General features: G+C 67.0%; 15 protein-coding genes. 5 read left to right on the forward strand and 10 right to left on the reverse strand.

Annotated features, from left to right (window positions below):
• Nucleotides 1-6: 6 nt before the first annotated feature.
• Nucleotides 7-948, reverse strand: a complete 942-nt coding sequence (locus NTY77_01755) for a transketolase family protein (protein MCX5794205.1) — start codon at nucleotides 946-948, stop codon at nucleotides 7-9.
• Nucleotides 941-1,753: a transketolase gene (locus tag NTY77_01760; protein MCX5794206.1), complete on the reverse strand. Its 813-nt coding sequence runs from the start codon at nucleotides 1,751-1,753 to the stop codon at nucleotides 941-943. The genes NTY77_01755 and NTY77_01760 overlap by 8 nt, the downstream gene beginning before the upstream one ends.
• A gap of 57 nt (nucleotides 1,754-1,810) precedes the next feature.
• Between NTY77_01760 and NTY77_01765 the strand changes: the two genes are divergently transcribed.
• Genes NTY77_01765 through upp form a run of 3 tightly spaced genes read left to right on the forward strand, consistent with a single transcriptional unit; the run spans nucleotide 1,811 to nucleotide 4,597 of the window.
• Entirely contained in the window at nucleotides 1,811-2,641 is an 831-nt protein-coding gene (locus tag NTY77_01765) for a purine-nucleoside phosphorylase (GenBank protein MCX5794207.1), read from the forward strand.
• Between the two features lie 16 nt (nucleotides 2,642-2,657).
• Complete coding sequence (locus tag NTY77_01770; GenBank protein ID MCX5794208.1) at nucleotides 2,658-3,971, forward strand: thymidine phosphorylase; 1,314 nt, start codon at nucleotides 2,658-2,660, stop codon at nucleotides 3,969-3,971.
• Nucleotides 3,971-4,597, forward strand: coding sequence for a uracil phosphoribosyltransferase (gene upp / locus NTY77_01775; protein MCX5794209.1), 627 nt, complete (start codon nucleotides 3,971-3,973; stop codon nucleotides 4,595-4,597). The genes NTY77_01770 and upp overlap by 1 nt, the downstream gene beginning before the upstream one ends.
• 13 nt (nucleotides 4,598-4,610) lie before the next feature.
• Here the strand turns inward: upp and NTY77_01780 are convergent, their stop codons facing one another.
• The 3 genes from NTY77_01780 to NTY77_01790 form a co-directional block, all read right to left on the reverse strand.
• A complete protein-coding gene (locus tag NTY77_01780) occupies nucleotides 4,611-5,018 on the reverse strand; it encodes a type II toxin-antitoxin system VapC family toxin (protein ID MCX5794210.1) in 408 nt (135 codons plus the stop codon).
• A complete protein-coding gene (locus NTY77_01785) occupies nucleotides 5,015-5,269 on the reverse strand; it encodes a hypothetical protein (protein ID MCX5794211.1) in 255 nt (84 codons plus the stop codon). Before NTY77_01785 ends, NTY77_01780 begins: the two co-directional genes overlap by 4 nt.
• Before the next feature lie 109 nt (nucleotides 5,270-5,378).
• Complete coding sequence (locus NTY77_01790) at nucleotides 5,379-6,161, reverse strand: CYTH domain-containing protein (GenBank protein ID MCX5794212.1); 783 nt, start codon at nucleotides 6,159-6,161, stop codon at nucleotides 5,379-5,381.
• A gap of 103 nt (nucleotides 6,162-6,264) precedes the next feature.
• On the opposite strand from NTY77_01790, the gene NTY77_01795 reads away from it, so the two are divergent.
• The gene (locus tag NTY77_01795) at nucleotides 6,265-6,906 is read left to right on the forward strand and encodes a transglycosylase SLT domain-containing protein (GenBank protein ID MCX5794213.1); all 642 of its coding nucleotides are present in this window, start codon (nucleotides 6,265-6,267) and stop codon (nucleotides 6,904-6,906) included.
• Here the strand turns inward: NTY77_01795 and NTY77_01800 are convergent.
• From NTY77_01800 to NTY77_01810, 3 genes are read right to left on the reverse strand one after another with little or no spacing between them, the layout of a single operon-like run.
• On the reverse strand, nucleotides 6,876-7,868 hold the full coding sequence (locus tag NTY77_01800; protein MCX5794214.1) for an inorganic phosphate transporter: 993 nt from the start codon (nucleotides 7,866-7,868) through the stop codon (nucleotides 6,876-6,878). The genes NTY77_01795 and NTY77_01800 overlap by 31 nt on opposite strands.
• 34 nt (nucleotides 7,869-7,902) lie before the next feature.
• Nucleotides 7,903-9,288, reverse strand: coding sequence for a hypothetical protein (locus tag NTY77_01805; protein ID MCX5794215.1), 1,386 nt, complete (start codon nucleotides 9,286-9,288; stop codon nucleotides 7,903-7,905).
• Between the two features lie 34 nt (nucleotides 9,289-9,322).
• Complete coding sequence (locus NTY77_01810; GenBank protein MCX5794216.1) at nucleotides 9,323-10,306, reverse strand: inorganic phosphate transporter; 984 nt, start codon at nucleotides 10,304-10,306, stop codon at nucleotides 9,323-9,325.
• A 133-nt stretch (nucleotides 10,307-10,439) separates the two neighbouring features.
• Here NTY77_01810 and NTY77_01815 point away from each other — a divergent pair, with 133 nt between their 5' ends.
• A complete protein-coding gene (locus NTY77_01815) occupies nucleotides 10,440-12,209 on the forward strand; it encodes a DUF2723 domain-containing protein (protein ID MCX5794217.1) in 1,770 nt (589 codons plus the stop codon).
• A 9-nt stretch (nucleotides 12,210-12,218) separates the two neighbouring features.
• On the opposite strand, the gene NTY77_01820 is transcribed toward NTY77_01815, so the two are convergent.
• On the reverse strand, nucleotides 12,219-13,127 hold the full coding sequence (locus NTY77_01820; protein ID MCX5794218.1) for an ATP-binding protein: 909 nt from the start codon (nucleotides 13,125-13,127) through the stop codon (nucleotides 12,219-12,221).
• On the reverse strand, nucleotides 13,127-13,807 hold the full coding sequence (locus tag NTY77_01825) for a response regulator transcription factor (GenBank protein MCX5794219.1): 681 nt from the start codon (nucleotides 13,805-13,807) through the stop codon (nucleotides 13,127-13,129). Before NTY77_01825 ends, NTY77_01820 begins: the two co-directional genes overlap by 1 nt.
• Between the last annotated feature and the right edge of the window lie 61 nt (nucleotides 13,808-13,868).

The raw sequence follows: 13,868 nt of genomic DNA on the forward strand, positions 1-13,868 counted from the left end.
GACCCCCTAGACCAGGTTTCTGATGCAGGCTTCCATGATATGCGGCGCGCTCAGGCCGTGCCGCTCGTAGAGCTCGGCCGACAAGCCCGACTCGCCGGTCTCGCGCACGCCCAGGCAGACCACCGGCTTGCCCGCGCCGAAGGACGCCGCGGCTTCGCAGACCGCGCTGCCCAAACCGCCCACGATATTGTGGTCCTCCACCGTCACCAGCCGCTCGCTGTCCTTGGCGAAATCCTCCACCGAATCCACGTCGAAAGGGGCGAGCGTCCCGGCGTTGGCCACCCGCACGGCGAACCCCTTGGGCTGGAGCTGTTTGGCCGCGGCGACGGCTCCCCCCACCGTCCCGCCGGAGGCCAGTATCGTGGCCTGGAAATGCTTCGCCTTCGGCTCCGGTTCCCAGACCACGTCGAGCTTTCCGACTTCGAACTTATAGTCCGGCTTGTGGACGTCATCGAGCTTCTGGCGCGTCAGGCGCAGATAGACCGGCCCTTGGTGCTGGAGCATCCACTCCACGGCTTGGCGGGCCTCCAAGGCGTCGCCCGGCTGCAGGACGGTCATGCCGGGCAGGGAGCGCATCGCGGCCACGTCCTCCAGCCCCATCTGCGAGGCCCCGTCGTCGCCGATGCCCAGGCCCGCGTGCGTGCCCACCAGCTTGACGTTGGCCCGGTTCAAGGTCACGGCGACCCGGATGGTCTCGAGGCGCCCGATCAGGAAGCAGGCGAAGCTCGTGCAGACCGGGACCTTGCCGAACAGGGCCATGCCCGCGGCCGCGCCGATCATGTTCTGCTCGGCGATGCCGAATTCGAAGTGCCGGTTCGGGTGCTTCTTCGCGAAACCCACGGTCATCGTGGACTTGGAAAGGTCCGAGTCCAGCACCACGAGCTGAGGGAACTTGTCCGCCAACTCGACCAACGCCTCGCCGAACGCTTCCCGGGTCGCCTTAGGCACTGAGTATCTCCTTGAGAGCCTTCTCGGTCTCTTCCTTGTTGGGCGCCTTGCCGTGCCAGGCGATGTTGTCTTCCATGAAGGAGACCCCCTTGCCCTTGACCGTCTTGGCCACGATGGCCTGCGGCCTGCCCTTGACCGCCTTCGCTGCGCCCAGCGCCGCGTCGATGCCGGCCAGGTCGTGGCCGTCTATCGTCCGCGTTTCCCATCCGAAGCTCTTGAGCTTCTCGGCCAGGGGTTCGATCGGCATGACCTCGTCGACATGTCCGTCGATCTGCCCGTTGTTGTGATCCACGATCAGAGTCATGTTGTCCAGCTTGAATTTCGGGGCGGCCATCAGGGCTTCCCAGACCTGGCCTTCCTGCATCTCTCCGTCTCCGGTCACCACGTAGACTCGCTGGTCCGTGCCGTCTAGTTTCGCCGCCAGGGCCATGCCTAGGCCGATGGAAAGGCCCTGGCCAAGAGAGCCGGTCGCGGCCTCGATGCCCGGCAGGCGGTGCCGTTCCGGGTGGCCCTGCAGGCGCGAGCCCAGCTTGCGCAGGGTCATGAGCTCTTCCTTCGGGAAGAAGCCCCGGTGCGCCATGACCGCGTAGAGGGCCGGGCAGGCGTGGCCCTTGGAGAGGACCAGACGGTCGCGGCTCGGCCAGTCCGGCCGCTTGGGGTCGTGACGCAGGTGCTTGTCGTAAAGCACGGCCAGGATGTCGATGACGGAGAGGGATCCGCCCGGATGGCCGGAGCCCGCAGCTGCGATCATGCGGATGATGTCCGCACGCAACTCTTTGGTCAAGGGAGCAAGTTCGGTAGGCACACGGCATTTTATCTAAATGTGCTAGAATCGAGCAACCATAAGGAGCTCTCCTACAACATGGAAATCAAAACCTACATCGGTGCCGTGCGCAAAGCCGCCGACTACGTCAAGAGCAGGGTTCCTGGTTTCTCCCCCCATGTCGGCATCATCCTGGGCTCAGGTCTGGCCAAAGCCGTGCCTATCCTGGAAAAGTCCATCATCATCCCCTACACCGACATCCCCGGTTTCCCCCGCACCACGGTGGCCGGGCACATGGGCAAGCTCATCCTCGGCCAGCTCCACGGCAAGAGCGTGGCCGTCATGCAGGGCCGCTTCCACTACTACGAAGGGCATTCCATGGAGAACATCGCCTTGCCCCTGCGCATGCTCGAGTACCTCGGCCTCAAGACCGTGTTCCTGACCGCGGCCGTGGGCTCGGTGCGCGAGGAGATCAAGCCCGGCCATTTCGTGGCCATCACCGACCACATCAATTTTATGGGCCGCAACCCCCTGCGCGCTTTTCACGAGGAGGAGTTCGGCGAGATGTTCCCGGACCTCGTCAACGCTTACGACCTGGACCTGCGCAAGCAGATCATCGCCATCTGCCACAAGCACAAGCTCTCCGTGCACGAGGGCGTCTACACCGCCGTGTGCGGCCCTTCTTACGAGACGCCCGCCGAGATCCGCGCCTTCCGCGCCTGGGGCGGAGACGTGGTCGGCATGTCCGTGGTCCCGGAGGTCATCCCGGCCCGGCAGATGGGCATCAAGGTCGCGGCGCTCACGTGGATCTCCAACATGTGCAGCGGCATGAGGGGCGCCTCCCTGAACCACAGCGAGGTCCTGGAGCTCGGCGCCAAGGTCTCCGAGGGCCTGCGCATCGTCCTCAACGACTTCATCAAAATCTCCTAGGCTTCGGGAGCCCCCCATGCGGATGCTCGACATCATCGCCAAGAAGCGCCTCGGCGGCAAGCACACGGACGAGGAGATCGCCTTCGTCGTCAAGGCCGCCTCGGACCCCAAGGTCGGCGTGCCCGACTATCAGCTCACCTCCTGGCTCATGGCCGTATGCTGCCGAGGCATGGATGAGACCGAGACCGCGGCCCTGACCCGGGCCATGGCGCTCTCCGGACGGCGGCTGGACCTCAAGCGCCTGCGCGCCCCCAAGGTGGACAAGCATTCCACCGGCGGCGTGGGCGACGGGATCTCCTTGGCCTTGGCCCCGCTCATGGCCGCCGCGGGCCTGGTCGTGCCCATGATGTCCGGCCGCGGCCTCGGCCACACCGGCGGGACCTTGGACAAGCTCGAGTCCATGAAAGGCTTCCGCGTGCGCATGGGTATCGACGAGATCACGTCCCAGTTGGCCCGTATCCGCGTGTGCATGTTCGGGCAGACCCAGGACCTGGCCCCGGCCGACCGCACGCTCTACTCCCTGCGCGACGCCTCCTCCACGGTCGAGTCCGTGCCCCTGGTCGTGGCCAGCATCCTCTCCAAGAAGTTCGCCGAGGACCTCGACGCCTTGGTCCTCGACGTGAAGATCGGCTCCGGCGCCATATTCAAGAACCCCAAGGACGCCCAGGCCCTCTCCCGCGCCTTGGTCAAGACCGCGCGCAAGCTCGGCCTCAAGGCCGTGGCGGTCCTGACCGCCATGGACCAGCCTTTGGGCCGCTACGTGGGCAACTCCCTGGAGGTCATCCAAGCCGTGGAGATTCTGCGCGGCGATTTCACCTCCGCGGACTACGCGGAATGCCTGCTGGCCTTGGGCGGCTGGATGATGCATCTGGGCGGCAAGGCCAAGGACCCCAAGGAAGGGGCGGCCCAGCTCGAGGCCGTCATCCGTTCCGGGGCGGCCCTGGTGTCGTTCCAGAAGATGATCGAGGCGCACGGCGCCGACCCGCGCGTGGCCAGCGACCTGGACCTCCTGCCCAAGGCCGCCATGAAGCGCGAGATCCTGGCCCCCCAGGCCGGCTACATCACCTGGCTCGACGCGCGCAAGGTGGGCGAGGCCGCGGTGATCCTGGGCGCGGGACGCGCGAACAAGGATTCCGCGCTCGACTACGGGGCCGGCTTCATCCTGGACCGGAAGGTCGGCTCCAAGGTCAAGAAGGGCGAATGCGTGGCCCGCGTCCACGGCAGCGACGGGGCCAGGATCGACGAGGCCACGGCGTACTTCTTGACCGCGCTCAAGATCGAGGGCAAGAAACCCAAGCCCATGCCGGTCATCCGGCAGGTGGTGAAATGATGGCTGGTAAAGTCTTCGTCTGCGACCATCCGCTCATCCAGGAGAAGCTGGCGACTTTGCGCGACCGTCGCACCGGCCACGAGGAGTTCCGCCGCACCATGTCGCAGGTCTCGACCTTGCTGGGCGCCGAAGCCCTGCGCGGCGTAAGGACCAGGAAGACCGTGGTGCGCACGCCCCTGGGCAAGTCGCCCGCCTTGGTGACGACTCAGCCGGTCGCCTTCGTGGCCGTGCTGCGCGCCGGTCTGGGAATGCTCCCCGGGCTCCAGCACCTCCTGCCCCAGGCTCATATCGGGCACATCGGGCTCTACCGCAACGAGGAGACCTTGAACCCGGTGCGCTACTACGTGCGCCTGCCCAAGAACATCCGGGACTGCTTCGTGGTGCTCTGCGACCCGATGCTGGCCACCGGAGGGTCGGCGGTGGAGTCTTTGCACATCCTCAAGACCGACAAGGCCAAGCAGATCGTGCTGGTCAGCCTCATCGCGGCCAAGGCGGGGGTGGCGCGGGTCCAGCGCGAGCACCCGGACGTGCCCATCTATCTGGCGGGAGTGGACGCCAACCTCAACCGCTCCGGGTTCATCATGCCCGGCCTCGGCGACGCGGGCGACCGCCTCTTCGCGACCTGAACGCGGCTACGGCTCAGGCCCCGGCGGGCAGGACCTCGAAGCCGGCCTCGCGGAAATGCCGGTCTGTCGAGATGGCGGCCGCGATGCGCAGCCTGCGCATGAGGATGAAACTCGTGCAGTCCGTGAACGAATAGGCCTTGTCCTTGTGGCGCACGAACCACGACCAAGCCTCGTCCTCGTCTTCGGCCGTCACCGGCGCGAGCTCGACGAAGGCGGGGTCCCGCAGGCTTTCCCCTAGACGGCAGGCTGCCGCGTGACCGCCGCGCATCCTGACCAAGGTGACCGCCTCGTCGAGAACAAAGTTGCTCGTCACCAAGCGTCCCTGCCACTGCTCGAAGGACCGGCTCAGGTGCTGGTGGTCCGGGTCGTCCTTGCGCGCCAGGGAGAACCAAGCGGACGTGTCGACATAGACCCGCTTCATGGCGCGGGCTGGTCCTTCGCGCCGCCGTAGAGGTAGCTGTCGTGGTCCCGGCCCGCGACGCCGCCGGGGTCGGAGAACATCCCGCAGATGTCGGCGAGGCGGGCGCCCGGCCTGCCTTTCTGGCCCGCGCCGAGGAGCCGGTCCACGGCCAGGCGGACGGCCTCGGAGAGACTGCGGTCCGTGCGCTTTGCCCAAGCCCTGAGCGCGGCGTACTGGCGCTGCTCCAGCAGGATCTGAGTCCGATGCATCATAAAATTATTATACATCATTACATCATCCTCCCGGGAAAGGGATGATGCTCCGATTCCCTACTACATATACGATCCAGGAGGCGTTTTGTTCCCAGGCCAGGACGGCCTGCTAGGGCCGCAGCTTGACGAAGTGCGCCGCGCAGCGATGGTACTTGTCCAGCCGCTCGACGGGCAGGTCGAACCGTTTGGCCAGGCGGTCGTCGAACTTGCTCATCTCCCCCATGTGCTCGAGCTTGAATACGATGTCCTCGGATTCGGATTTGATCTCGTTCTCGTACTCCCAGAAGGTCGAGAGAGGATGCAGGCCGGTGGGCCGGATGTGGAAGGCGCAGAGCTTGTCGAGGGAAGGCTCCAGGAAGCCGTCATCGAGCTTGACCCGGAACTTGTCCTTGCGGTAGAGGCAGATGATGGCGCCCCGGTCGATGCGGGCGATGGTCTTGTCGCCCAGGTGCCGGCGCATGGCTCCGGACATGGCGGGGTCCGAGTGGCGGCGCAGGATGTCGGTCACGGAGATGTCCGCGAAGTGCACGATGTCGTGGTGGCTCTCCTCGCGCACGGCGCTGGAGAGGCGGTCCGAACTGAACTCCGAGCGGAACAGAGCTCCCTTCTCGTGGAAACCGGGCCCCTTGTACTGGAGGTAGACGTAGGTGCCGTCGCCCTTGTAGCGCAGGCGCAGGCTGGCTCCGGCGCGCAAGAGAGACAGATCCGGCGTGTCGAGGTACTGGTCGAAGAAGGAATTCTCGCGCACGTGGCGCACGCCCTTGAGCGCGAAGAGGTGCTCGCGCAGGTCTTCGGCTTGCTCTGCGCGCACGCGGCGCTTGGATTCGATCTCGACGTGCCGGGGGTCTTCGATGCCCAACCGGCCGCACACTGCGCGCGCGGTCTCGTTCATCCCCGATATCATGCCTTTTCGGGGGCGGGCTCGCCAAGCAACTTGAACTCTTTTTGACCGCTTGCGGCTAAACTCCCATGAGAGCCGTCCCGGGTATGAGGGTATGCTGAATGTCCTGATTGCCGGCGCAGTCCTGAGCTTGCGCGCCTTCGCCTCTGGGCCTGAGGAGGCCCCGGCCTGGATAGGCCAGGGGCTCGAGGCTGAGAAAGGCTCGCCCGAGGCCCGGGTGCAGGCGGTGCCCGAGCGGCCGCGACGCAGCGACCGCTTCGACCATCTCATCATGAGACATGCCCGGCGCAACGCCTTGGACCCGGGCCTGGTCAAAGCCATCATCGCCACGGAGTCCCAGTTCACCGCGCACTGCGTCTCACCCAGCGGCGCCTTGGGGCTCATGCAGGTGATGCCGGCCACCGGCTCGGAGTTGGGCATCCCGGAGGGCGCCCTGCTCGATCCGGAGGCCAACATCCGGGCCGGCACGGACTATCTCAACCTGCTCTTCCGCGCGGCCTGGCGGCTCTATGGGATGCGGGGCCGCGGGTTCCATGAGTCCCCGCCCTGGCTGCGCCAGAGGGTCATCGCCGCCTATCACGGCGGGCCTCGCCTGCTGGCGTGTGCGGACTGGCCGCCCAAAACGCGGGACTATGTCGGAAAGGTGCTGCAGCGTCTGGAATCGCCGGTGAGCGAGCTCCGTCCGGGCTCGGACGATGCGGGCGTCTACCTGGCGAGCAAAGCCGCGAGCCAGTAGCACAGGGCGGCGATCAGGGCCGAGGCCGGTATGGTGAAGAACCACGCGGCCACGATGTCTCCCCCCACGCCCCAGCGCACCGCGCTGAGCCTCTTGAGCGAGCCCACTCCCATGATGGCGCCGGTGATGACGTGGGTCGTGCTCACGGGCGCGCCCAGGGCCGAGGCCAGGTAGAGAGTGGAGGCTCCCGCGGTCTGCGCGCAGAAGCCGTCCACCGGCCGCAGCTTGGCCACCTTCTGGCCCATGGTCTTGACGATGCGCCAGCCGCCGAAGAGAGTCCCGAAGCCCATGGCCGCCTGGCAGGCCAGGACCACCCAGGTCGGTATGTAGAACGTCGGGCCCAGCAGGCCGGCGGAGAAAAGCAGGACGGCGATGACGCCCATGGTCTTCTGCGCGTCGTTGCCGCCGTGGCCGAGGCTGTAGAGGGCCGCGGAGACGAGCTGACCTTTGCGGAACAGGGTGTCGACTCCCATCGGGGTCGCCCGCCGGCACGCCCAGGCCATGGCCACGCCCAAGAGCAGGCCGAGGATGAGGCCCAGGACCGGCGCCAAGACCATGAAGACCAAGGTACGGATGATCCCGTCCCAGACCAAAGCCGAGGTCCCCACCTTGACCAGCGCTGCGCCTATGAAGCCGCCGATGAGGGCGTGGGAGGAACTGGTGGGAAGGCCCCAGTACCAGGTGAGCAGGTCCCAGCCCGAGGCGCCGATCAGAGTCGCGGCGATGATGGCGGGGTCCACGATGGCCGGATTGATGATCCCTTTGCCGATGGTGTTGGCGATATGCAGCGGGAAGATGAGGAAGGCGACGAAGTTGAAGAAGGCCGCCCAGATCACCGCGGCTCGGGGCGAGAGCACCCGCGTCGAGACCACCGTGGAGATGGCGCTGGCCGAGTCGTGGAATCCGTTGATGAAGTCGAAGGCCAGGGCCAGAGCGATGATCAGGATGATGCTCAGCGACATGGCCCTATTCTATCCCTTTTCGGCCGGCGTTTGGTCAGAAGATGAAGAACGCGGAGAGCTGGACCCGGTTGTTGACGGCGAATCGGTTGGCCGCGTCGACGTAGGTGACCCGGGTCTGGTTGAGCTCGCCGGCGAAGCGCAGCCAGGAGAGCGCGTCGTAGAAGAGGCTCGCGTAGCCGAACTGGAGCTTCGGCGCCAGGAGAGCCGGGGTCACGCCGGGCGCCTGTGTCGCGTAGAAGCCGAAGTCGCCGAGGTTGCGCGTCTCCACTTGGGCGTAGCCGGTCGAGGCGGCCCACTTGCCGCCGGGCAAGGAGTACTGCAGGTGCGTGCGGAAGGCCCGGTAGCGGATGAGGCTCAAGGCCCCGCCATTGTCGATGCCCGCGATGCCGGCATCGATGGCCGTGCCCGCGCCCGGCAGGCCGTTGGCGGCCGCGGCCTGGACGGCGGGCACCCCGGAGGTCAGGCCCGCATACTCGACTCCGCCCACGCCGCTGCCGCTCATGAGCTCGCCGGCCCAGACCAGGTTGTTGGACCGGTCCTTGCCGTCGGAGGACGGGATGATGGGAACGAACATGTCGAAGGCTACGGCCCCGCCCGTGGCGTTGCCCAGGGCGCTGCGCACCGGGATGAGCGCCGCGCTGACGGCGGCCGAGAGGCCCACCATGCTGGTCCCGGCCCCTGAGGTCGAGGCGCCCTTCAGCTTGGTCGAGGCGACGCGCAGACCCGCGTGGAATTCCGGAGATCCCGAGTTCATCTGGGCCGGCCTGGCCATGTCTGCGGCGCTCTCCAGAGTGCAGGCGCCGGGCAGGTCCAAGGTGTGCGTCAGCCGCGCCTGTACGAAGCGGGCGAAGAGCTGTCCCGGCGTGCCGAAGACGACGGTCTCGCCCGGGTAATAATAGGGCTGCCAGCCCAAGAGTGACCAGGTCTGCCCCAGCTTGGCGTTGAACTGGTGATAGGTGAGGCTCATGTAGGCATGGCGCACGCGCAGGGCCGGATTGTTGAAGAAGTTCGACTCCGACTGGGTGCCGGGCGTGGCGCCGGGTACGGTGTTGGGCGCGTCGTTGCCCAGCAGGTCGAGCTCTATGAGGCCCTGGCTCTGCAGACCCGCTTGGGTCTTGGGGAGATTGAACTCGAAGCCGAGCCGGGTGTTGCGGATGCTCATCTGGGCGCGGTTGTGCTGGCCGGCGTAGTTCGCTTTGGCGCCGTTGAAGGTCGTCCGCGTCGGGACCAGGAAGTTTCCCTGGACCTCGTTGAAGCCTTGGGTGGTGTCGGTGATGTAATCGGCCTCCGCGAATCCGTAGATGCGCAGATTGAGGTCCTTGATGCCGCTGACCGTGATCGTGACCGGCTCGTACCCCGAAGCCGAGGCCGCCAGAGCGAGGGCGGCTAACACAAAGGCGGGTCTGGCGTGTCTGGTCATCTGTATCCTCCAGGGGATCTCGGCGAAGATGATATCAAAGCGTCATGAGCCAATAGGAGAGGCTGGCGATGAGGGCCGAAGCCGGTATGGTCAGCAGCCACGCCGCCATGATTTCCCCCCCGACTCCCCAGCGCACCGCGCTCAAGCGCTTGAGCGAACCCACCCCCATGATGGCGCCGGTGATGGTGTGGGTCGTGGAGACCGGCACCCCGAGGGCCGAGGCGAGGTATAGGGTCATGGCTCCGCCGGACTCGGCGCAGAACCCGTCCACGGGCCGCAGCTTGGCCACTTTCTGTCCCATGGTCTTGACTATGCGCCAGCCTCCGAAGAGCGTCCCCAGCCCCATGGCCCCATGGCAGGAGAGCACCACCCAGGTCGGGACGTGGAAGGTCGGCCCGAGGACTCCCGCCGAGAAGAGGAGCGCCGCGATGATGCCCATGGTCTTCTGGGCGTCATTGCCGCCATGGCCTAGGCTGTAGAGTGCGGCCGAGAACAGCTGGCCCTTGCGGAACAGGTAGTCCACGCGGTAGGGAGTCGCCCTGCGGAACATCCAAGCCACAGCCACGCCCAATGCCAGGCCCATGGTCAGGCCCAGGAACGGGGCCAGAATCATGAAGACCACGGTGCGGATGATGCCGCTCCAGACGAGCGCGCCGACCCCGACCTTGACCAATGCCGAGCCGATGAACCCTCCGATGAGCGCGTGGGATGAGCTGGTGGGCAGGCCCCAGTACCAGGTGAGCAGGTCCCAGACGCAGGCGCCCGTCAAAGTCGCGGCGATGATGCGGCTGTCCACGATGGCCGGATTGATGATGCCCTTGCCGATGGTGTTGGCGATGTTCAAGGGGAAGAGCAGGAAGGCTATGAAGTTGAAGAAGGCCGCCCAGAGCACGGCGCTGCGCGGAGAGAGCACCCGCGTGGAGACCACGGTGGCGATGGAGTTGGCCGAGTCGTGGAAGCCGTTGACGAAGTCGAAGAACAAGGCCAGCGCGATGAGCAGGATGATCGACGGGGTCATGGGTCCGCCCTCCCTTCGCCATGATGATATCAGGAGAGACCGCGCGGTCCCATGGACGCCGGGTAAATCCTGGCTGACCGTGGGATGACGGCTTTCGCGTAAAATCCGGGCCCGCAGTTGCTATGATACTGCCATGCCAGCGGAGTCGAGCTCCGAAAGCATGTCCGCCGCCCCTTTGGAGCGGCGCGACCTTTGGATCGCGGCCGGGACCTTCGCCTCCCTCTTCCTCCTATATTGGTCCGGCCGCTGCCCCAGCTTCGGCGGCGCGGACAGCCCCCAGCACGTGCTCAGCGCCGTGACCTGGGGCGTGTCCTGGCCTCCCGGCTATCCTCTCTATGTGATGCTCGGCCACCTGGCCTCTTTGCTTCCCGGCTCCCCGGCCGGCAACGTCAGCGCCCTCTCCGGCGTCCTGCATGCTTTGGCCGCAGCCGTCTTCTTCCTGACTTTGCGGCGGCTTTCCATCGCTCCGCTGGCGGCTTTGTGCGCCACGGCCCTGCTGGCCCTCTCCCCCCTCTACTGGTATTACTCCGAGCTGGGGGAGGTCCGGGCCCTCAACGACCTGCTCGCCGTGGGCGCGGCCTACGGCGCCGTGGCCTGGGCCCAGTCCCGCCGCCCGGGCGCGCTCCTGGCTTTGGCCGCGACTCTGGGCCTGGGCATCAGCCACCATCCCACCTTCGTCTTCGTGCTCCCGGCCATCGCCTATTGGCTTTGGAGCCACGACGCCTTGCCGCGGGGCCGGTCCTGGGCTCTGCCCGCGGGCCTGCTCATCTTCTGCTGCGCCCTGCCTTACCTCGTCCTGGGGGTGAGGCTGAGCCTGGCGGCGCCGGCGTACAACCTCACCAGCGCCGCGGGCCTGCTGGACATGCCCGGCCTGTTCCTGCGCAAGGACCTCGGCGGCCCGCTGCGCGTGGTCGCGGGTCGGGGCTTCCTGGATCTCAGGAACTTCGATGTCCCGAGATTCTGGCAGCACCTGCACTGGTTCCTGCGTTCGGCCTACGGCGGGCTGGGGCTTCTCGGCCTGCCCCTGCTGGCCGTGGGGCTCGCCGTCTGCTGGCGCGAGCGCCGCCGAGAGCTGGTCTTCTGGGGCCTCTGGCTCGGCGTGGCGGCCCTGAGCTACATCGTCTTGGGCAGCCAGCAGCTCCATCTCCATAACCCGGAATTCGCCTACGCCATCGCCGCGCGCTTCCACCTGCTGCCGCTCATCGCGGCCTTCGGCTTCGTCGCGCTGGGCGCCAACTGGCTCGCCGACCGCTTAGGGCGGTGGCTGGGCTGGGCGCTCCTGGCGGCGGCGCTGGCGATCTCCCTGGTCTGGCATCCCGTCAGCCTGCGCCGCAACGACTTCATCATGGATTACGCGCGGGAGATGGTCCGCTCCAGCGGCCCGTCGGACATGATCATCATGGACTCGGACGCCTCGGTCTTCGCGATGCTCTATCTGGACCTGGTCGAGCGCTCCGCGGGCGACCGGGTCGTCCTGGTCCCGTCGCTCTTCGGCTATTTCCCTTACCGGGGCTGGCTGGCCCGGCACCACCCCGGGCTGAAGATCCCGCCCGAGGAGCTCCTGGGGGACTGGACGCAGTGGACCCGGCTCAACGCCGGCCGCGGCCTCTACGCCGAAGCCGAGTCGTGGAACGACATGCGAAGTTGCTTGCCCAGCAGCGCGCCTTCGGGAGTGCTGATCCGGGGCTGGGAGCAGCCTCCCTCCGCCGAGGCCCTGCACGCGGGGATCCAGCTCCTGCTGGACTGGCGAGGGATATCTCACCGGAGCCTCTACCCCTTCAGCCCGGAGACCGAGCTCGTCAACACCTACCGACTCATGCTGAAATGGGGCCTGGAGTCCCTGCCCGAGCCCAAAGACCCGGCGCTGTCCGAAGGGCTGGCCAAGCGCTTCAACGAGTCCTGAGCCCGCCGGCTAAGCGGGCAAGGAGACGCGGAAGGTCGAGCCCTCCCCCGGCCGGCTCTCCACGGCGACGCTGCCGCCGTGGGCTTCCACGATGTGCTTGACGATGGCCAGGCCCAGGCCGGTGCCGCCCAGCTCCCGGGAGCGGGCCTTGTCCACGCGGTAGAAGCGCTCGAAGATGCGGGGCAGGTCCTCGGCCGGGATGCCGATGCCCGTGTCCTGGACCGCCACGGTCACGCGGCCTTCGGCGCAGGCGGCGCTGACGCGCACCAGGCCCTTCTCCGGGGTGAACTTGATGGCGTTGTCGAGCAGGTTGGTGAGCACCTGCTTGAGCTGGCCGCGGTCTCCGCGCACCGGCGGGACGTCCCGGAAGGGCTCCAGGCGCAGGCCGAGCTCCTTGCGCCCGGCCAGGGGCTTCAAAGTGGCCGTGACCTCGGCGGCCAGGCGCATGAGGTCCACGGACTCCGCCGCCGGCGGCCGCGCCCCGGAGTCCAGGGCCGAGAGGGTGAGCAGGTCGTCGACCAGCCGCGTCATGCGGTCGGCGTTGCGCTCGATCTCCTCGAGGAACTCCATGCGGTGGTCCGGATCCTCCGCGGCTCCGCCGCGCAAGGTCTCGGCGAAGGCCTTGATGGCGGCCAGGGGCGTGCGCAGCTCGTGCGAGACGTTGGCGGTAAAATCCTTGCGCACGGTCTCGGAGCGGCGCAGGGCGGCGAGGTCCTTCTGGACCTTCTCCGCGAGCTGGTCCAGGCTGCGGCCGAGCCGTCCGATTTCGTCGTCGCGCAGCGGGCCGACGCGGGCGCTCCAGTCGCCCGCGGCTAGGCGCTCGGCGGCCTGCGTGATGCGCGAGACGGCGCGGTTCTGCATATGCACCAGGAGCCAAGCGCAGGCCAGCACTGCCAGCGCCGCGATGAGGACGGTCACTAGTCCGTCCGGAGGCGGTAGCCGACGTTCTTGACCGTGACGATGCGATCGGCTTCCGAGCCCAGTTTGCCGCGCAGCCGGGCGATGTGCTGGTCCACGGTGTTGGTGTCGATCTCCATGGACCGGTCATAGCCCCAGACCTTCTCAAGGAGCTCGTCGCGGCTGAGGGCCCGGCCGTCGGCCTTCAGGAGGCACTTGAGGAACTCGAATTCCTTCGGAGAGAGCGTGACCGGCTTGCCCTTGACCTTGGTCACGTAGCGTTCCAGGTCCACTTCCAGCGTGCCGGCGCGCACCACCAACGGCGCGGGCTTCTCCGCAGCCCGGCGCAATATGGCCTTGACGCGGGCCAAGACCTCGCGCACGCTGAAGGGCTTGGTGACGTAGTCGTCGGCGCCGATCTCCAGGCCCAGGACCCGGTCCAGCTCGTCCTTTTTGGCCGTGAGCATCAGGATCGGGGTGCGCGAGGACTGGCGGATGGCCCGGCAGACCTCGAAGCCGTCCTTCTTGGGCAGCATGATGTCGAGGATGACGAGGTCGGGCTGCTCCTCCAGGAAGCAGTTGAGCCCGGCATCCCCGTCGTGGGCGGTGATGACCCGGTAGCCCGCCTTCTCCAGGTTGTACTTCAGGACTTTGACGAGGGCCTTCTCGTCTTCTACGACGAGTATCTTGGCTTCAGGCATGACCTTGCCTATAACTTGCCATACTGGCGCGGTCTTGTCAATCCAGGGCCTAGCGCCGCCA

Source organism: Elusimicrobiota bacterium (assembly GCA_026388095.1).
GTDB lineage: Bacteria > Elusimicrobiota > Elusimicrobia > UBA1565 > UBA9628 > UBA9628.

Bases quoted from the DNA above. Each gene is read 5' to 3' on its own strand.
- NTY77_01825 (MCX5794219.1), bottom strand. From the start codon at position 13,807: ATGCCTGAAGCCAAGATACTCGTCGTAGAAGACGAGAAGGCCCTCGTC.
- NTY77_01805 (MCX5794215.1), bottom strand. From the start codon at position 9,288: ATGACCAGACACGCCAGACCCGCCTTTGTGTTAGCCGCCCTCGCTCTG.
- upp (MCX5794209.1), top strand. From the start codon at position 3,971: ATGGCTGGTAAAGTCTTCGTCTGCGACCATCCGCTCATCCAGGAGAAG.
- NTY77_01790 (MCX5794212.1), bottom strand. From the start codon at position 6,161: ATGAACGAGACCGCGCGCGCAGTGTGCGGCCGGTTGGGCATCGAAGAC.
- NTY77_01800 (MCX5794214.1), bottom strand. From the start codon at position 7,868: ATGTCGCTGAGCATCATCCTGATCATCGCTCTGGCCCTGGCCTTCGAC.
- NTY77_01815 (MCX5794217.1), top strand. From the start codon at position 10,440: ATGCCAGCGGAGTCGAGCTCCGAAAGCATGTCCGCCGCCCCTTTGGAG.
- NTY77_01780 (MCX5794210.1), bottom strand. From the start codon at position 5,018: ATGAAGCGGGTCTATGTCGACACGTCCGCTTGGTTCTCCCTGGCGCGC.
- NTY77_01785 (MCX5794211.1), bottom strand. From the start codon at position 5,269: ATGATGCATCGGACTCAGATCCTGCTGGAGCAGCGCCAGTACGCCGCG.
- NTY77_01795 (MCX5794213.1), top strand. From the start codon at position 6,265: ATGCTGAATGTCCTGATTGCCGGCGCAGTCCTGAGCTTGCGCGCCTTC.
- NTY77_01810 (MCX5794216.1), bottom strand. From the start codon at position 10,306: ATGACCCCGTCGATCATCCTGCTCATCGCGCTGGCCTTGTTCTTCGAC.
- NTY77_01770 (MCX5794208.1), top strand. From the start codon at position 2,658: ATGCGGATGCTCGACATCATCGCCAAGAAGCGCCTCGGCGGCAAGCAC.
- NTY77_01765 (MCX5794207.1), top strand. From the start codon at position 1,811: ATGGAAATCAAAACCTACATCGGTGCCGTGCGCAAAGCCGCCGACTAC.